This is a genomic window from Microbacterium sp. PI-1, from assembly GCF_004337555.1.
In the GTDB taxonomy this organism is placed as follows: Bacteria; Actinomycetota; Actinomycetes; order Actinomycetales; family Microbacteriaceae; genus Microbacterium; species Microbacterium aurugineum.
The window spans coordinates 1-18,245 of sequence record NZ_SJYZ01000040.1; the positions used below are offsets into that span (position 1 = coordinate 1).

The window sequence follows — 18,245 nt, forward strand, 5'->3', positions numbered from 1 at the left end:
CAGGTACACCGTCGCGGTCTCGGTGTAGAACTCCCGGGCCGCGCCGCCCTGCTCCTTCGGGCCGAGGGCACTGGCACCGCTCCCCCCGAACGGCACGTGCAGGTCGGCGCCGGCCGAAGCCGAGTTGACGTGCACCACCCCGACGCGAATGTCCTCGATCGCGCTGAGCGCTTCGGCCAGTCCGGTCGTGAACACGGCGGTCGAGAGTCCGTACTCGCTGTCGTTCACGAGCGCGATGCCTTCCGCGGTGGACGAGACGCGGCGGACCCCGATGACCGGGCCGAAGAGTTCCTCGGTCCACAGTTCGCCCGGATCCGCCTCGTTCAGCTCGAAGATCGACGGGGGGATGAAGTACCCCTCGGCGAGCTCACCGGAGGAGTACGGCCCGGCGTCGACGACCGCTCTCGCCGTGGTCCGGGCGCGCACCAGAGCGGCGGCCACGCGATCGCGCGCTCGGGCATCGACCACGGGGCCCACCTCGACACCCTCGTCCTGCGCGTCGCCCACGACCATCCGCTCGGTGCGGATCGCGAGTCGTCGCAGGAACTCGTCCGCCACAGCCTCGTGCACGATCACCCGGGAGGTCGCGGTGCACTTCTGTCCGGCCGCGCGGAAGGCTCCGACCGCCACCTGCTCCACCGCGACGTCGAGGTCGGCGTCGGCGAGGACGAGAGCCGCGTTCTTCCCACCGAGCTCCCCCTGGAACGGGATGCCGCGGGCGGCGAGCTGCGCGGCGATGATCCTGCCGACCTTCGTGGAACCGGTGAACGTGACGGCATCCACGTCGGGATGCGACACGATGGCCTCCCCCACGCCGGCGTCACCGTTCACGAGGTTCAGGACGCCCTGCGGAAGCCCGGCCTGCTCGAGCGCCTGAGCGAACCGCATCGCGAGCAGGGGGACGAAGGTCGCCGGCTTCCAGACCACCGTGTTCCCCCAGACCAGGGCGGGGGCCAGCTTCCAGGCCGGGATCGAGATCGGGAAGTTGAACGGGGTGATGGCCCCGATCACCCCGACCGGGCGACGGATGACGAGGATGCGCTCTCCGGGACTCGGCGACTCGAACAGGCCGCCGCTCTGACGCTCGACCTCCTGCGCGTGGAAGCGGAGGATGTTCGCGGCATGCCCGGTCTCGCCGATCGCCTCGACGAGCGTCTTCCCTTCCTCCCGCGCGAGCTCGCGCCCCCACTCCTCGCGATTCGCGTGGATGATGTCGGCCGCTCGCAGCAGGATCGCGGCCCGCGCCCTGGCGGGAGTCCGGCGCCATCCGTCGAGTGCGGCTCGTGCACCGGCGAAGGCACGGTCGACGTCGGCCGCGGACGCACCGGGGCCCCGGCCGACGATATCGCCGGGTCGGCTCGGGTTGACATCGACCAGGAGCGGCCCCTCGCCGGTGACCCAGGTCCCGTCGATGAAGTGTCGGAGATCGTACGTGGTGGCCATCATGCTCCTTCGGGGTCGGTGCTGCGGAACGCGGAGAATCCGGTGATGTGCGCCCCGAGCACGAGCGTGTGCACCTCGTCGGTGCCCTCGTAGGTACGGACGGACTCGAGGTTCGCGGCGTGACGCAGTGGCGAGTAGTCGCCGGAGATGCCGTTGCCGCCGAGGATCGTCCTCGCCTCGCGCGCGATCGCGATGGCCGCTCGGGTGTTGCTGAGCTTCGCGACCGAGATCTGATGCGGCTCCAGTCGCCCGGCGTCCTTGAGCCGTCCGAGTCGCAGGGCGACCAACTGCGCCTTCTCGATCTCGACCGCCATGTCGACCAGCTTCTGCTGGGTGAGCTGGAACGCGGCGATGGGCTGGTTGAACTGGATGCGCGACCGGGCGTATGTCAGCGCCGCGTCGTAGCTGTCGCGTGCGGCACCGATCACCCCCCAGCCGATGCCGTACCGCGCCTCGTTCAGGCACGAGAACGGCGCACGCAGCCCCCGCGCCCCCGGCAACAAGGCATCGGCGGGCAGCCTCACATCCGTCATCGTGATGTCGCACTGGATCGAGGCCCTCATCGACAGCTTCGGGGCGATGGGCGTCGCCACGAAGCCCGCCGTGTCCGTCGGGACGAGGAAGCCGCGCACCCCCTCGTCCGTCTGCGCCCAGATGATCGCGACCTGGGCGATGGAGGCGAGCCCGATCCAGCGCTTCGCACCGTTGAGCACCCAGCCGTCTCCGTCGCGACGGGCGAAGGTGGTCATGCTGGAGGGGTCGGATCCGGAGTTGGGCTCGGTGAGGCCGAAGCAGCCGATGACCTCTCCCCGCGCCATCCGCGGGAGCCATTCCTGCTTCTGCTCCTCGCTGCCGTGCTTGTGGATCGCACTCATCGCGAGCGAGCCCTGCACGGAGACGAAGGTGCGCAGACCGGAGTCGCCCGCCTCGAGCTCCATCGCCGCGATCCCGTACTCGACGGCGCTGCGGCCGCCGCATCCGTATCCGTCGAGGTGCATGCCCAGCACGCCCAGCTCGGCGAGCTCCGGGACGAGCTCGGTCGGGAAGACGGCGCGGTCGTACCAGTCGGCGATGTGGGGGCGGATGCGCGTGTCGACGAAAGCGCGCACGCGGTCGCGCGTGGCCCGTTCGTCCTCGGTGAGGAGCTCGTCGAAGTCGAGCAGGTCGGGAACGGTCATGCGGCGGCCTCCTCGGCGACGACGGTGCGGATGGATGCGGTCAGGATGTCCAGGCCGGCCTCCAGAACGGCCTCTTCGATCACCAGAGGCGGGAGCAACCGGATGACGTTGCCGTGCGTGCCGCAGGTGAGGGCGATCACCCCCGCCGCATGGCATGCCGCAGCGACCCGCTGGGCGAGGTCGGGACGAGGGGCGAGCGTTCCCGGATCCGCGAACTCGACGGCCATCATCGCACCGCGCCCGCGGACCTCGGTGACCACGGCGAGCTCGTCGACCAGGGGCTCGAGATGCCGACGGATCGAGCGCTCGATGCCGGTCACCCCCGGCAGGAGCCCCGGATCGTCGAGCACCTCGAACACGGCGAGCGCAGCCGCGCACGCCAGCGGATTGCCCGCGTACGTGCCGCCGAGCCCGCCGGGATGGGCGGCGTCCATGATGTCCGCACGCCCGGTGACGGCGCTCAACGGCAGGCCGCCTCCGAGCGCCTTCGCGGTGAGGGTGATGTCACCGGCGATGCCCTCGTGCGCGCTCGCGAACAGCGTCCCGGTGCGGCCGAGTCCGGACTGGATCTCGTCGACGACGAGGACGATCCCGTAGGCGTCGGCGATCCGGCGGAGGCCGGGGAGGAACCCGGGAGCCGGAACGACGAAGCCGCCCTCGCCCTGGATCGGTTCGACGACCAGGGCGGCGAAGTGCTCCGGGCCGTGCTCCGCGATGAGCCGCTCGATCTCGGCGAGGGCCGCATCCGCCCCCTGCCCGCGCAGCGGATTCGCGTTGGGGGCGCGGACCACGGCCTCGGGGAAGGGCCCGAAGCCCGTCTTGTACGGGTGTTCCTTCGCGGTCATCGCCATCGTCAGGAGCGATCGACCGTGGTACGCCTCGTCGATCACGAGCACGGCGGGACGACCGGTGTGGGCCCGCGCGATCTTGACGGCGTTCTCCACGGCTTCGGCGCCGGTGCTGAACAGTGCGGTGCGCTTGTCGAAGTCACCGGGGGTGTGCTCGTTCAGCCACTCCGCGACGCGGACGAAGCCTTCGTACTCGGTCACCATGAAGCACGTGTGCGTGAACCGGTCGAGTTGCGCGGCGACCTCGGCGCGCACGACCGGGTTCGCCGCCCCCACACTGGTCACCGCGATGCCGGATGCGAGGTCGATGAGGGTGTTCCCGTCGACGTCCTCGAGCGTCGAGGTGCCGGCTCGCTCGATGAAGACCGGGAGGGTGATGCCGAAGCCGGAGGCGACGGCGGCTTCGCGCTGGGCATGGAGCTCGCGTGACCGGGGTCCGGGGATCTCGGTGCGCAGGTGAGGAACAGTCGTCATGGGCTCGACGCTAGAAGCTCAGACGCCTGAGCGGACGAACACTTCGCCCAGTCTTGGCAGACTCACTGTGCATCCCGCACACTGGATGCATGGTCTCCCTCGGCGAGCTGGTCAGCACGGCGGGCACCGCGCTGCGCCCGCTCGCGCCGTTCGACGCCGCGCGGACGATCACGGGCGTGCACGTGTCGGAGCTCGACGATCCCGGCCGCTACCTGGATGGCGGAGAGCTGCTGCTCACCACGGGCATCCCGCTGCGCAGTCGACCGATGGACGCCTATGTGGATCGACTCGATGCGCAGGACGTCGGTGCGATCGGGATCGGCCTCGGCGAGGGCTGGGATGATCCTCCGGCCGCGCTCGTCGACCGATGTCGGACGCTCGGCATCCCGGTGTTCGCCGTCCCGGACGGAGCGCCCTTCCTCGATGTCTCGCGGGCGTTCTGGTCGATCACCGGACGGGGCGGACAGGATGAGGCGCTGCGCACCGCCCACACGCACACGCGACTGGTCCAAGCCGCGGCCGGCCGCGATCCCGTCGCCTCGATCCTGCGCCAGATGTCGCAGGCGATCGGCGGATGGGTGGCCTGGCTCCCCTTCGGACCGGGGGCGTCGCTCGGAACACTGCATCCGCCCTCCCTCGAAGGCCTCCTGCCCGCGGTGCGGGTCGATGTCGAGCGATCGCTCCTCCGATCCGGAGTCGAGGCCGCCTCCTTCGTGTCCCAGGGGTCCGCGGTCGTGGCTCACGCGGTCACGGACGGCGAGCACACGCGCGGGGCCCTCGCCATCGGAGCCGGCCGCCCCCTCGCGCGGGCGGACCGTCAGCTCGCCCTCACCGCGAGCGCGCTCCTGCGACTGGTCACCTCGCCGACGGCCGGCACCCGACGAGCCGAAGGGTGGTTCACCGCCCTGGCGCTGCGAGGAGACACAGCCGCGGCGCGCGCGCTGGCGGCCGTCGCCGACCTCGACCTGCCGTTGGAGTTCCGCGTCCTCGTGGGGGCCCCGGATCCGAGCATCTTCTCGGCCGAGTCGGACGGCGTGGTCGTCGCACTCCTCGACCCCGATGAGCACCCCTCCGCCAGGTCCGGAGTGCTCAGCGCTCCGGTCACCCTCGACGACGTCCCCGCCGCGGCCGCTCGCGCGCTGGCCCTGCACCGTCGCGCGCCGGACACCGCTCTCGTGATCGAACCGGAGTCGCGCGCCGCAGGGTGGGCGGACCTGCTCGTGGCGACGGACCCGATGCTGTTGCGCACCGTGACGTCGTATCTCCGGCATCGCCACCAGGCGGAGCGCACCGCCCGGGAGCTCGGGGTGCATCGCAACACCGTCCGCCCCCGCATCGCCGCCGCAGAGAGCCTGCTCGGCGTCACGCTGGACGATCCCGACGTCGCCGCCGAACTGTGGTTGGCGATCCGGGATCGATCCGTCTAGTCGCGGCCGTCGAGCCAGGCCCGCACGCGGGCGTCGTGTTCGCCCAGCCGGGGCGGAGGCGCCACCGACACGGGGATCTCCGGCTTCCAGGTGAGCGGTGACCGGATCTGGCGCGAACGCCGGCCGTCCTCCCCGATCAGCTCCCGGACCGGGTCGAGGCCCAGACGCGTGGCGAGTTCGACGCCCTCGCCCACGGAGTTCACGACCCCCGCGGCGACGCCGATCTCGTTCAGCCGCTCCGCCCAGGCTGCAGCCGTATCCGCGACCAGCGCGCCCTCCAGCTCCACGACGAGATCCTCCCGGTTCGCGACACGGTCCGGGTTGCGACGGAAGCGCTCGTCGTCGATGAGCTCCGGCCGACCGAGCGCGGTGACCATCTTCGCGAACTGGGCATCGTTGCCGCAGGCGACCGCGATCGGCGCATCGGCGCAACGCAGCGACTCGTAGGGGGCGATCGACGGATGTCGGTTTCCGAGCCGGCCCGGTTCCGCGCCCGCTCCGAGGTGCGCGGACATCTGGTTCACCAGGGCCGCCTGGAGACTCGAGAGCAGGTTCACCTCGATCCTCGATCCGTGGCCGGTGAGTTCGCGTCGGCGCAGCGCGGCGAGGATGCCGATCACCGCGTCCTTGCCGGTGAGCACGTCGACGAGCGCGACCCCCGCCTTCATGGCCTCACCGTCGTTCTCACCCGTGATGTGCATGAGACCGCCCACCGCCTGCGCGACGAAGTCGTAGCCGGGGAGCGATGCCCCTGCGCCGAGGCCGAAGCCGCTCACCGACACCGAGATGAGACGCGGATGGGCCGCCGCGAGCTTCTCCTCATCGAATCCCAGTGCGGCGAACAGTCCCGGCCGGAAGTTCTCGATCACGATGTCGCTGCGGGCGATGAGTTCGAGCGCTCTGTCGCGATCTCCGGCGTCGGTGAGGTCGAGCGTGACCGACTCCTTGCCCCGGTTGGCGGACTCGAAGTACGTCGTCATGCCGGACTCCGCGTACGGCGGCCCCCATGCCCGGGTGTCGTCTCCCGTGCCCGGGCGCTCGACCTTGATCACGCGCGCCCCGAGGTCGGCCAACGTCATCGTCGCCAGGGGCCCGGCGAGCACACGGGAGAAATCGGCGACCACGATGCCGTCGAGCGGTGCGGTCATGCGTGCACCCGCAGCGGGTGGGCGGTGGAGTCCCGCGCGACGACGGAGATCGGGAACTCGACGTCCGTGCCCGGCGCGGCACGCCCCTCGATCAGGTCGATGAGCAGCTCGGCGCAGGCGACCCCGGAGTCTCGAGGCCGCAGATCGATCGACGTGATCGAAGGGGTCAGGAAGGGCAGCGAGGGATGGTCGACGCACGATACCACCGTGATGTCCTGACCGACCGTCCGCCCCTGTCGTCCGAGAACGGCGGCGACCTCGATCGCACTGGAGTCCGGACCGCAGATGATCACGTCCGTGTCCGGATGCGCCTGGAGGACCCGCTCCGTCGCCACCCTGACGTCGGGCCACGATGCTTCGAAGGAGACGGGGGCGATGACCGGATCGAATCCGCGTGTCGCACACCCCTTCCGATAGCCGGAGACCAGCTGGCGCGACCAGTCGGTGGCGTCGGGCGCGACCAGCAGCACGGGGTGCCGGGCGCCGGTGACATCGATCTCGTCGAGGAGCCGGAGCATGCCCGCCTCATGCGAGGACCACACGACACCCGCCGGCGCGCCGTCGACGTCGTCCGGAAGGTGCTCCTGGGTGACGACGGGGATCCCCGACGCCATCAGCGCCGGCAGCCCGGGGTCACCGGAGAGCGGGTCGCCGATGATGAGTCCGTCGGCACGGATCGGACGTGAGCGGCCCGACGAGACGGACGGGCTCACGATCGTCACGTCGATGTCGTGAGCGGCCGCGCTGGTGACGATACCGAACGTGAAAGCCATGTAGTACGCCGACCGCGACACGACCTCAGGAAGCACGATGCCGATCGTGCCGATGCTGCCGCCGCGCAGATGCCGGGCCGCGGTGTTCACCGAGTAGCCGAGCTCCGCCGCCGCGGCCAGGACGGCCTCCCTGGTGGGCTGCGAGACGCGCCCGACGCCGCTCAGCGCATCGGACGCCGTGGTCTTCCCGACCCCCGCGCGCCGTGCGACGTCGATCAATCTGACCCGTCGTGGCTCTTGCATGCGGCCGAGTCTAACCACACGGAGCACGTCGTAATCCACTCGAAACACATCAGGTCTTGCGCTGAAACACATTCATCGCATACTTTTGCCGGAACGTTCCGGCACGCAGACGTTCCCGAACTCACATCCGATGGAGACTCCATGAACTGCAGCTGTTCCCCGTCCGACCACGTCCAGCGTTCGCGCCCGCTCGGAGACGAATCCGGTGCGCCGTACGCGACGCTCTCCGCGGACGAGCTGCAGCGGGTCTCCGAGACGCTGCGTGCCCACGGCGCACTGGGGGAGGCGCAGCGGATCGCCTACGTCGGACTCGATGAGCCGGACCGCTCCGAGGTCGCCGCCGGGCGCCCCGTCCCCCGCCGCGCCCGTGTCCAGCTGCTCGAGACCGACACCGGACGCGCTCGTGCCCTCTCGGTCGACATCGGCACCGGCGAGATCGTCGCGGACGTCGACATCGACCCGGAGCAGGACGGCCAGGTCCCCCTGCTCCAGGAGGAGCACGCGATCATCCGCGAGTTGATCGGCGCCGACGAGCGCTGGGCCGAAGCACTCGCCGCCCGGGGCATCGACGACCCGAGCACGGTCGCTCTGGCCGGGCTGTCAGCCGGGCGCTTCCCGATCGAGGGCGAGAGCGGGCGCCGGCTCGCACGGGTGCTCGGACACCATCAGCCCACTCCGCAGACCATGCCCTGGGCGCATCCGATCGACGGACTGGTGGCATACGTCGACGTCGCCGCGCGCACCGTGGTCGATGTCATCGACGTGGGCGCGATGCCGATTCCGCAAGAGACCGCGGACTATCACGTGCCCGGCACCTTCGGCCCGGAGCGGACCACGCAGAAGCCCATCGTCATCACCCAGCCCGAAGGACCGAGCTTCGCCTTCGAGGGAGACGTGATCACCTGGGAGAAGTGGTCGTTGCGCATCGGCTACGACATGCGCGAAGGACTCATCCTGCACGGCATCGGATTCGAGGACGAGGGCCGGGTCCGCCCCATCGTGCACCGCGCCTCGATCGCCGAGATGCTGGTGCCCTACGGCGACCCGGGGCCCGTGCGCTTCTGGCAGAACTACTTCGACACCGGTGAGTATCTCCTCGGCAGACTCGCGAACTCGCTGGAACTCGGCTGCGACTGCGTCGGCGACATCACCTACCTCGACGTCCCGATCGCCGACGCCCGCGGCAACGTGAAGGTGCTCCCGAACGTGATCTGCGTCCACGAGGAGGACGCCGGGGTGCTGTGGAAGCACACCGAGCAGTTCACGGGATCGAGCGACGTCCGCCGCCAGCGCCGACTCGTGATCTCGTTCTTCGTCACGGTGGGCAACTACGACTACGGCTTCTACTGGTACTTCTACCTGGACGGCAAGATCGAGTTCGAGGCCAAGGCCACCGGACTCGTGTTCACCGCCGCCTATGACGAGCGCACCGGCCGCTTCGCGAGCGAGCTGGCCCCGGGGCTCGCGGCGCCGTACCACCAGCACCTGTTCTGCGCGCGGCTGGACATGGCGGTCGACGACGGGCCTGCCGTCATCGACGAAGTCGACGTGCGGTCGCTCCCGATCTCCGACGACAACCTGCACGGCAGCGCGATCGGCTTCACCCGGACCCGGCTTCACAGCGAGCTCGAGGGGCGGCGCCGGGCCGACGCGTCGGTCGACCGCACATGGCGGGTGAGCAGCGCGACGGCCACGAACCGGCTCGGTCGTCCCACCTCCTACGTCCTGACACCGGAGGGGAAGCCCGTCCTCCTCGCACGCCCCGAATCCGTGATCGCCTCGCGCGCCCGCTTCGCGACCGCCGATCTGTGGGTCACCGCGTACGACCCCGAGGAGCGCTATCCCGCCGGCGACGTCGTCAACCAGAGCGCACCGGAGCAGGGGCTGCCGGCCTTCGTCGCCGAGGACGCCTCGCTGGACGGCGCAGACCTGGTGCTGTGGCACACGTTCGGCCTCACGCACTTCCCGCGCACGGAGGACTGGCCCATCATGCCGGTCGACAGCTGCGGCTTCACGCTGAAACCCCACGACTTCTTCGACCGGAACCCGACCCTCGACGTTCCGGCCTCCCCCACCGCCTGCGCCTGCGCTCACGAGGACGCCGGCACAGCCCGAACCGAGCACCACCTGCATCACCTCTCTGTCCGCCCGTCGTCGTCCGACGCCTGACCGGCCGTCGCCCGACATCCCGAAGGGAAACACCGACATGCACAAAGCAGCTCGTGCGGGGGTGGCCGTCGCCACCGTCGCCCTCCTCGCCCTCACCGGGTGCGCCGCCGGCGCCTCACCCGAAACCGAACCCACTCAGGACGAAGCCGCACCCGGCTTCCTCGCCGTCGCCGATGAGGCGTTCGACGGGGGCGGCGACCTCGTCGTCCAGGTCGACTACGACACCGCGGAGGCGAGCGGCCTCGACCCGCAGGGGGCCGCCACCGCCCGCTCCTGGATGCTCGAAGGGCTCTCCTACGAGACGCTCACGACGATCGATGAGAACCTCGACGTGGCGCCGAAGCTCGCCACATCCTGGGAGACTCCGAGCGACACCGAGTACGTCTTCACCCTCGCCGATGACGCCGTGTTCTCGAACGGACGCCCGATGACCGCCGCCGATGTCGTCGGCAGCCTCCAGCGGCTGATCGACATCCCCACCACCTGGACCGGACAGCTCGGCCCGGTCGCCTCGATCGAGGAGACCGGAGACCTCGAGGTCACGGTCACGCTGTCCAGCCCCTATGCGCCCTTCCTCGCGGCTCTCGCGAACACCCCCGCCGCGATCCTGCCGATGGCGGAGATCGAGTCCGGCGAGGTCGACATCACCACGGAGATGCTCGGCACGGGCCCGCTCGTCGCGACCGCTCACCGTCAGGACGAGGAGTGGACGTTCGAGCCGAACGTCCACCACCCGGATGCCGATGCCCTCGGCTTCTCCACCCTCACGGTCGACATCGTCGGCGACGAGGCGACGCGGGCAGCGGCGCTGCGCGACGGATCCGCCGACTTCGCGGTGCTGAACTCGATCGACTCCGCGGAACTCCTCGCCAACGCGGCGGACGTGACCGTGGTGGGACAGCGGAACACCGACTTCCACTACCTGATGATCAACTCCCTCACCGGCGACGAGGCGCTGCAGGATGAGGACGTGCGCTTCGCGATCAACTCCGCCATCGACCGTGACGCGATCAACGAGCTCGCGTTCGGGGGGTCGACCGCCTCCACCGGCATCACCCCCGCCGTCCTGCCCGATGCCTGCCGCGCGGAGGATCTGCCTTCCGCGGCCCGGGACGTCGCCGCGGCCAAGTCCGTGATCGACGAGGTCGGCGGACTCGAGCTCGACCTCTTCGTCTACACCGACGAGCCGGTGCTCGCACAGATCGCTCAGGTGATGCAGCAGAATCTGGCGGAGATCGGCGTCAAGGTCGAGATCCAGCAGGTCGACTTCGCCACGTACTCCGCCAAGGTCTACGGCAGCCCCGCGGACTTCGACCTCGCGCTGAGCTGGTTCGCCGGGTACGCCGATCCCGCCATGGTCACGACGTGGTGGAACCCCGAGGTCGCCGGATTCTCCGCGGTCTTCATGAAGGGGAGCGACGAGCTCGACGCCCTCATCGAGGACGGGTACACCACCGCGCCGGGTGAGGAGCGGGCCGCGGTCTTCCAGGACCTCTGCACACTCGCCGACGAGCAGAGCGAGATGGTGCCCCTGGTGCTGCGCCCCTCCACCATCGGCTGGAACACGGCGTCGTTGTCCCCGACGCTCAGCAGCGACGAGGGCTACGGCAACTTCCTGCGCTACCTCACCGAGTTCCGCGCCAACTGACATGGCCGTCGCTCTGTGGTCGCTCCGGCGCATCGGCGCCGCGCTGCTGACGCTGCTCGTCGTCTCGGTGCTGATCTTCGCCTCCGTGCGCCTCATGCCCGGCGACTACATCGACCTCGTCCTGGGTCCGCTCGCCACCGAGGCGCAGCGGGCCCAGGCGGTGGCCGCATCCGGGCTCGACGATCCGGTCGTCGCCCAGTACTTCCACTGGCTCTTCGGCGTCTTCACCGGCGACCTGGGGTATTCCTTCGTGTCCAACGTCTCGGTGTCGGAGGAGTTCGGTGCGAGACTCCCGGTCACGGCGACGATCGCGTTGCTGACGATCATCGTGACCCTCCTGGTCGGCATCCCGCTCGGGTTCATCGCCGCGCTCCGCTCGGAGGGTTCGGCCGGCGCGGCGGGTCGTATCGTCAGCGCGCTCGGCATCAGCATCCCCGAGTTCCTCCTCGCGGGACTCGTGGTCTTCGCCGTGTCGACCCTGGGTCTCGGGGTGTCGCTCGGACGCTTCGCCCCCTTCGCCGTCGATCCGGCACGCTTCTTCGGATCGCTGGTGCTCCCGGTCACGGTTCTGTCCGTCGGCTGCGTGGCCGTGGTCGCCCGGAACACGAGGGATGCCGTCATGAACGTCCTCGTCGAGCCGCACGTGCAGGCAGCCGTCGCACGCGGGGAGACACCCGGATTCATCGTGCGGCACCACGTGCTGCGCAACGCGGCGGCTCCCATCCTCACGATCGTGGGGGCACTGGTCGCCGTCCTGCTCGGAGGCACGGTGATCGTCGAGTTCGTCTTCGACATCCCCGGCATGGGCTCGTATCTGCAGACTGCCCTCGGTCGACGCGACTACGCGATCGTGCAGAGCGCCGTGCTCCTCGCCGCGGTCGTCTTCATCGCCGCGAGCCTCATCGTCGACTTGATCGCCAACGCGCTGGATCCGCGCCTGCGCCTGACCGGAGGGAGCCGCCGATGACCATCGCACCCACAGCCGCCCATCGCATCCGCGCGGCCGGACAGTCATCCCGAGGCGCGTGGCGACGCAGCGATGCCGTCCTGCGCACGGCCGTGATCGTGCTGGGGGTGATCGTCGTCGCCGCCGTGATCGCGGTTCTCTCCGGCCTGACCGGTTCCACCGATGCGACGGTCGCCGGGCGCCTCGAGGGCCCCTCCGCGATCGCTCCGCTCGGCACCGACAACCTTGGCCGCTCGCTGTTGCCTCGGCTCTTCCAGGGAACCGCGACGACACTCGTGGTCTCCCTCATCGCGGTCCTCTGCTCCGCGGTGGTGAGCACGATCCTCGGAATGCTCGCAGGATATTACGGAGGCGCCGTCAACGAAGCGGTCATGCGCGTCGCGGACGTCCTGTACGCCTTCCCCGCGCTCGTGCTCGCGATCCTCGTGTCCGCGCTCATCGGCCCCGGTCGGCCCGCCGCGATCATCAGCATCGTCGTGATCACGATCCCTCTCATGACCCGCGTCGTCCGCATCGCGACGAGAGGAGTCGCCGACCGCGACTTCATCGTGTCGGCGCGCATCAGCGGCGTGAGGACCCCCGTGATCTTCGCCCGGCGGCTGCTGCCGAACATCGCGGGCACCATCGCCGTGCAGGCGAGCTATGCCCTGTCCGTCGCGATCCTCGTCGAGGGCGGGCTGAGTTTCCTCGGCTTCGGCGTGCAGGTACCGGAGGCTTCTCTCGGACTGCTCATCCAGCAGGGGATGCTCTACATGACACAGGCGCCGCAACTCCTCATCATCCCCGGCATCGTGCTGGTGATCTCGATCCTGTGCATCAACATCATCGGCGACGGACTCCGGGACCGATTCGAACCGCGAGAGACGAGGTCCCTCCGATGACCGCCGTACGCATCAGCGACCTGGCCCTGGACTTCACCGGGACCACCACCGTCCGCGCGCTGGACGGCGTCGACCTCGACGTCGCCGCCGGGAGTTCGATGGCGATCGTCGGCGAGTCCGGGTCGGGCAAGTCCACCCTCGCCGCCGTGATCGGACGGCTCCAGCCGAAGTCCGCACAGATCGTGCGCGGAGAGCTCGAGGTCGACGGCATCGACGTGCGGAGCCTCGACCACGATGCGCTGCGCGCCTACCGCCGCGACACGCTCGCCTACATCGCCCAGGATCCGATCGGGTCCCTCGACCCGACGATGCGGATCGGTGCGCAGCTGAGGCTCGTGCTGCGGGCCATCGGCGACGACGACGGCCTGCCCCGGCAGCTCGCGCTGCTGGAGTCGATGAGGATCAGCGACCCCGCGCGGGTGGTGAGACTGTTCCCGCACCAGATCTCCGGTGGCATGGCGCAGCGCGTGGCGATCGCGATGGCGATGTGTCGCCGGCCGAAACTGCTCATCGCCGACGAGCCGACCGCGGCGCTCGACAGCCAGGTCCGCGAAGAGGTCATCCGGCTGCTGTTCACCCAGGCACGGGAGCAGAAGACGACGATCCTCTGGCTCAGCCACGATCTGCCCGCCGTCGCGCGCTGGTGCGACGAGGTGGCCGTGATGTACGCCGGACGCGTCGTGGAGCGCGGTCCCGCCGCTGCCGTGCTCGGGCGTCCCGTCCACCCCTACGCCCGCGCTCTCGCCGCCACCGATCCCTCCCGGGCACGACGCGGCGAGCGCCTGTCCAGCATCCCGGGCTCCCCGCCGGTCCTGCATGGCGAGGCCGAGGGATGTGCCTTCGCCGCGCGCTGCGCTCACCGGATCGACGCGTGCCAGGTGGTCCGCCCCGATCCCGTGCCCCCACGGCACAGCCTGTGCATCCGCGCCGCCGAACTCGGTGAAGCGGACCGCCGAGCCGGCCTGGTGCCGGACGAAGGGGTGATCGTATGAGCGACGCGACCGCACCCGCGATCGAGCTCGACGACGTCAGCCTCGCCTTCTCCTCCGGTATCGGTGCGAGTCGGCGCACGGTCACGGCGATGGCACACGTGTCGTTCTCGGTCGCCCCCGGAGAGACACTCGGCCTCGTCGGCGAATCCGGTTCGGGCAAGACGACGACGGGCTCGGTGGTCCTGGGCCTGCAGCGCCCCGACACCGGCACCGTGCGGTTCCAAGGCGCGCCGCTCGCCCGCAGTCTGCGCTCCCGCGCCGGTCGCATGCAAGCGGTCCTCCAGCACCCTCGCTGGGCGCTCGATCCACGTTCCACCGTCCTGTCCTCGGTCCTCGAACCGCTCCTCGTGCACGAGCGGCGCACCCCCGCGGTCGAGCACCGTGCCATCGCGATGCTCGAACAGGTCGGGCTCCCCGCCTCCTTCGCCGCCCGCCGACCGCATCAGCTCTCCGGTGGTCAGCTGCAGCGTGTGAGCGTGGCCCGTGCCCTCGTCACCCGTCCGGCGTTCATCGTCTTCGACGAAGCGGTCAGCGCGCTCGACGTCTCCGTGCAGGCGCAGATCCTGAACCTCATCCAGGATCTGCAGGCCGAGCACGGCTTCGCCGCCCTGTTCATCTCTCACGACCTCGCCGCCGTCCGCTACATCTCCCACCACGTGGCGGTGATGCGCGCCGGCGAGATCGTCGAGCACGCGCCGACCGACGTGTTCTACGACCTGCCCAGCCATCCCTATTCGCGTCAACTTTTCCAGGAGCTCTCATCGTGACCGACACCCACCGCCTCGCCCCCGTCCTTTCCGCCGGGCCGCGCCTCTCCAACGACGATTTCGCCCTCTCCCCCGTCCACAGCACCGACCGCGGTCTGGTCGAGTACGACTTCCCCGGGGTCCTCCTCGGGACCGCCGAGTACGCGGAGGGACCGACCGGCGCGACGGTCGTCTCGATCCCGGCGGGCGCTCGCACCTTCACCGACCGACGCGGAGGCGCCGTCGGTGCGAGCGGTCTCTACGGCTACAACCATGCGATCTGCCTCGCCGGCGGGTCCGTGTACGGGCTCTCCGCCGTCGCGGGAGTCTCCGAGGAGCTGTTCGCGCGTGTGGACCACCGGTCCGGCTTCGACCAGCTCCAGCTGGTGTCGGGAGCGATCATCTACGACTACTCGGTCCGCGACAACTCGGTGTTCCCCGACGCCGCGCTCGGCAAGGCCGCGCTGCGGGCCGCGCGTGAAGGCGTCGTGGAGGTCGGACGCGTCGGTGGCGGGGCGTCGGCGTCGTCCGGCAAGGTCGACCCCGCGCGTGTCGAGTTCACCGGACAGGGCGTCGCCTTCCGCCAGGTCGGCGATGTGAAGGTCCTCGTCGTGACGGTGCTCAACCCCTACGGTGTGATCCTCGACCGGGAGGGGCGCATCATCCGCGGCAACTACGACGACGCGACCGGAGAACGTCGCCACCCCGCACGCGACTACGAAGAGGCCATCGGCGAATCACGGCTTCTGGATTCCATGGCCGGCAACACCACGATCACGGCCGTGGTCACCAACGTGCAGCTGTCCGACGTCGAGCTGAAGCAGTTCGGACTCCAGGTGCACAGCTCGATGCACCGCGGCATCCAGCCGTTCCACACCCCGCTCGACGGCGACACGCTGTTCGCCCTCACCACCGACGAGGTCGCGCTGCCCGACGACCCCGGGTCCTCCCGCGGGCGGCTCTCGCTGAACTCGACCGCGGTCGCGACCCTCGCCGGCGAGACCGCGTGGGACGCGATCCTCTGCGCGGCGGGCTGACCGTGTACGAGTTCGAGAAGTACCTCGCCCCGTCGCAGCACGAGGTGAACGAGCTCGTCCGGCGACATCCGTTCGCGCTCATCGTGTCCAACGGCGGCGGCGAGTCCGGTGCTCCGACCGTCACCCACACGCCGGTCATCATCGAGCGCCTGGCCGATGACGGAGGCTTCGTCGGAGGCGAGCTCCTCGGACACGTCGCCCGCAAGAACCCGCAATGGCAGCACATCTCCGATGGCGACGCCGTGCTCCTGGTGTTCTCCGGCCCGCACGACTACGTCTCGCCCACGACGTACGCGGATGACCCGAACGTCCCGACCTGGGACTATGCGGCGGTCCACCTGACGGCACGGGTGACCGTGCTGGAGGACTCCGCAGACGGCATGCACGTCGTCACGCGGACCGTCGAGGAGCTGGAAGGTCTGGAGCCCACGCGCTGGGACATGACGAGCTCGCTCCCCACGTTCCAGCGCATCGTCGGCGGCATCGTCTCGTTCCGCTTCGAGATCATCGAGCAGCGCGCGGTGTTCAAGGTCAGCCAGGACAAGCCGCTCGAGGTCAGACGACGTGTGGCCGCCGCCTCACGCGCCCGAGGCTGCCCCTACGGAGACGTCGCCGAACTCGTCGAGCGCATCGGAGGAGAAGCATGATCATCCACGAGTGGACATCCGAAACCGCCGACCAGCGCGAAGAGGGCCACCGCTTCGGCCAGCACTGGGCACCGCAGCTGCGCGCGGCGCGCGACTCGTACCTCCGGCTGTTCCAGCAGTCCGGAGTCTCCGCGGAGCAGGCCAGGAGCATCGCCGACGAGTGCCGGGGCATGGTCGAGTCCTTCGCGCCCGAGGTCGCGGACGAGTTCCGTGGTGTCGCCGAGGGCAGTGGGCTGGTGCTCACCGACGTGCATCTGCTCACCGCCCGCACCGAGATCCTTGCCCGGATGACCCCGTCGATGGAATGCTCCACGATCGTCTACGTGCCCGACGACGCGAATCCTCCACGCACACTGCAGACGTGGGACTGGCATGAGACGCTCTCGAACGAGACGGTCGTCCGGCGGCTGCGCGCGGCATCCGGAGCCCGCGTCGTGACGTTCTCCGAGTTCGGGCAGCCGGCCAAGATCGGTGTCAACGACCGCGGTCTCGGCGTGCACTTCAACATCCTCCACCATCGCAGCGATGGGTCGCAGGCGGGTGTGCCGGTGCACGTGCTGGCACGGATGATGCTCGACGGGGCGCACGACGTGGCCGGCGCGGTCGCGATCGCCGAGTCCGTGCCCCTCGCCGCGTCCAGCGTCCTGACGGTGGTGTCGTTCGATGGCGTGACCCCCGAGGCCGCGGCCGTCGAGGTCTCACCCGCGGGAGTCGCCGTGCTCCCCGCCCCGCGCGGAAAGGCCCTGGCACACACGAACCACTTCCTCGACGAGACGCTCGCCGCGGGCGAGTACTCCCCCTACGAGACGACGAGCGTGCCCCGGTACCGCTGTCTGACCGACGCGGCCGACCTCGCCCGCATCGTCGACGACCGTGAGCGGGCGGTCGCCTTCGGTGCGATCCCGGACGCCCCGATCTCGGTCCGCGCACGGCCGGAGGAGCCGGAGCACCTGCGCTGGGAGACGAAGCTCACCGTGGCGCTCGATGTCGCGCACGGAGCGATCGCATTCGCCGCAGCACCGCCGTCCGAGGTCGCCACGGCCCCGTGGCGGCGCGTCGGTGTGCTCGACGAGCGCGTGCCCGGCTGACGTGCACGCGGTCCTCCATGTCGTCGCACTCCTCCCCGCCGCGGTCGGGTTGGGCGCGCTCGTCGGCATGCGGCGGGATGCGGGACGCCCGGAGATCCTCGTCGCCGCCCTGATGCTCGCTGGCATGGCCGATGTGATGACGGTGTCGCTGCTCCCGCCGGTGCTGTGGTTCGCGGTGCTCGTCATCGTCGGGATCGTGCTCGCCGCCGTGCGCCGGGCGGCGCCGGTCCCCACTGCTCGTCCGGAGGCGATGGTGTCGACGCATCTGGCTCTCGGCGTCATCACGACCGCGGTGCTCGTCCTCCTGATGCCCGGGATCCCGTCGCCCGCGGCGTCTCCGATCATCACGTCGCACGTGCACGGAGCCGTCGACACGATGCCCCTGCTGGTGAGTGCCGGGCTGGCGCTGGGGACGGTGATCCTCGCGGTGGTCGCGCTGCGGACCGAGCGCGCCTGGCCGCATCGGCTCCACCACGCGACCATGGCGGTATCGACCGTCGCGATGTGCGCGATCGTCGCGACCTGACCCTCCCCCG

General features: G+C 70.2%; 16 protein-coding genes. 11 read left to right on the forward strand and 5 right to left on the reverse strand.

All coding sequences use genetic code 11. From position 1 onward, the window contains the following. The 3 genes from E0W80_RS18300 to E0W80_RS18310 form a co-directional block, all read right to left on the reverse strand. The coding region (locus tag E0W80_RS18300) for an aldehyde dehydrogenase family protein (protein WP_240740584.1) at window positions 1-1,446 on the reverse strand (1,446 nt) is incomplete at its 3' end. Beyond that, the gene (locus E0W80_RS18305) at window positions 1,443-2,621 is read right to left on the reverse strand and encodes an acyl-CoA dehydrogenase family protein (protein ID WP_131494446.1); all 1,179 of its coding nucleotides are present in this window, start codon (window positions 2,619-2,621) and stop codon (window positions 1,443-1,445) included. The genes E0W80_RS18305 and E0W80_RS18300, both read right to left, overlap by 4 nt. Next, window positions 2,618-3,943, reverse strand: coding sequence for an aminotransferase class III-fold pyridoxal phosphate-dependent enzyme (locus E0W80_RS18310; protein ID WP_131494447.1), 1,326 nt, complete (start codon window positions 3,941-3,943; stop codon window positions 2,618-2,620). Before E0W80_RS18310 ends, E0W80_RS18305 begins: the two co-directional genes overlap by 4 nt. An 89-nt stretch (window positions 3,944-4,032) precedes the next feature. Between E0W80_RS18310 and E0W80_RS18315 the strand changes: the two genes are divergently transcribed. Beyond that, entirely contained in the window at window positions 4,033-5,370 is a 1,338-nt protein-coding gene (locus tag E0W80_RS18315; RefSeq protein ID WP_131494448.1) for a PucR family transcriptional regulator, read from the forward strand. Here E0W80_RS18315 and E0W80_RS18320 read toward each other — a convergent pair. Beyond that, window positions 5,367-6,518, reverse strand: coding sequence for a CoA transferase (locus E0W80_RS18320; RefSeq protein WP_131494449.1), 1,152 nt, complete (start codon window positions 6,516-6,518; stop codon window positions 5,367-5,369). The genes E0W80_RS18315 and E0W80_RS18320 overlap by 4 nt on opposite strands. After that, window positions 6,515-7,534 carry a LacI family DNA-binding transcriptional regulator gene (locus tag E0W80_RS18325; protein WP_165875511.1) on the reverse strand — a complete coding sequence of 340 codons (1,020 nt, stop codon included), beginning with the start codon at window positions 7,532-7,534 and terminating at the stop codon, window positions 6,515-6,517. Before E0W80_RS18325 ends, E0W80_RS18320 begins: the two co-directional genes overlap by 4 nt. Window positions 7,535-7,675: 141 nt before the next feature. On the opposite strand from E0W80_RS18325, the gene E0W80_RS18330 reads away from it, so the two are divergent. Genes E0W80_RS18330 through E0W80_RS18375 form a run of 10 tightly spaced genes read left to right on the forward strand, consistent with a single transcriptional unit; the run spans window position 7,676 to window position 18,235 of the window. Next, the gene (locus E0W80_RS18330; RefSeq protein ID WP_131494451.1) at window positions 7,676-9,703 is read left to right on the forward strand and encodes a primary-amine oxidase; all 2,028 of its coding nucleotides are present in this window, start codon (window positions 7,676-7,678) and stop codon (window positions 9,701-9,703) included. 37 nt (window positions 9,704-9,740) lie between these two features. Continuing rightward, a complete protein-coding gene (locus E0W80_RS18335; RefSeq protein ID WP_131494452.1) occupies window positions 9,741-11,351 on the forward strand; it encodes an ABC transporter substrate-binding protein in 1,611 nt (536 codons plus the stop codon). Between the two features lies 1 nt (window position 11,352). Then, entirely contained in the window at window positions 11,353-12,318 is a 966-nt protein-coding gene (locus E0W80_RS18340) for an ABC transporter permease (RefSeq protein ID WP_131494453.1), read from the forward strand. After that, window positions 12,315-13,199, forward strand: coding sequence for an ABC transporter permease (locus E0W80_RS18345; RefSeq protein ID WP_131494454.1), 885 nt, complete (start codon window positions 12,315-12,317; stop codon window positions 13,197-13,199). Before E0W80_RS18340 ends, E0W80_RS18345 begins: the two co-directional genes overlap by 4 nt. After that, window positions 13,196-14,191 carry an ABC transporter ATP-binding protein gene (locus tag E0W80_RS18350; RefSeq protein WP_131494455.1) on the forward strand — a complete coding sequence of 332 codons (996 nt, stop codon included), beginning with the start codon at window positions 13,196-13,198 and terminating at the stop codon, window positions 14,189-14,191. Before E0W80_RS18345 ends, E0W80_RS18350 begins: the two co-directional genes overlap by 4 nt. Continuing rightward, complete coding sequence (locus E0W80_RS18355; protein ID WP_131494456.1) at window positions 14,188-14,958, forward strand: ATP-binding cassette domain-containing protein; 771 nt, start codon at window positions 14,188-14,190, stop codon at window positions 14,956-14,958. Before E0W80_RS18350 ends, E0W80_RS18355 begins: the two co-directional genes overlap by 4 nt. Then, entirely contained in the window at window positions 14,955-15,974 is a 1,020-nt protein-coding gene (locus tag E0W80_RS18360; protein ID WP_240740585.1) for a P1 family peptidase, read from the forward strand. The genes E0W80_RS18355 and E0W80_RS18360 overlap by 4 nt, the downstream gene beginning before the upstream one ends. After that, window positions 15,944-16,621 carry an FMN-binding negative transcriptional regulator gene (locus E0W80_RS18365; RefSeq protein WP_131494458.1) on the forward strand — a complete coding sequence of 226 codons (678 nt, stop codon included), beginning with the start codon at window positions 15,944-15,946 and terminating at the stop codon, window positions 16,619-16,621. Before E0W80_RS18360 ends, E0W80_RS18365 begins: the two co-directional genes overlap by 31 nt. Next, window positions 16,618-17,709 (forward strand): C45 family peptidase, encoded by a 1,092-nt coding sequence (locus tag E0W80_RS18370; protein ID WP_131494459.1) that lies wholly within the window; start codon window positions 16,618-16,620, stop codon window positions 17,707-17,709. Before E0W80_RS18365 ends, E0W80_RS18370 begins: the two co-directional genes overlap by 4 nt. Before the next feature lies 1 nt (window position 17,710). After that, window positions 17,711-18,235, forward strand: a complete 525-nt coding sequence (locus E0W80_RS18375; RefSeq protein WP_131494460.1) for a hypothetical protein — start codon at window positions 17,711-17,713, stop codon at window positions 18,233-18,235. Window positions 18,236-18,245 lie beyond the last annotated feature (10 nt).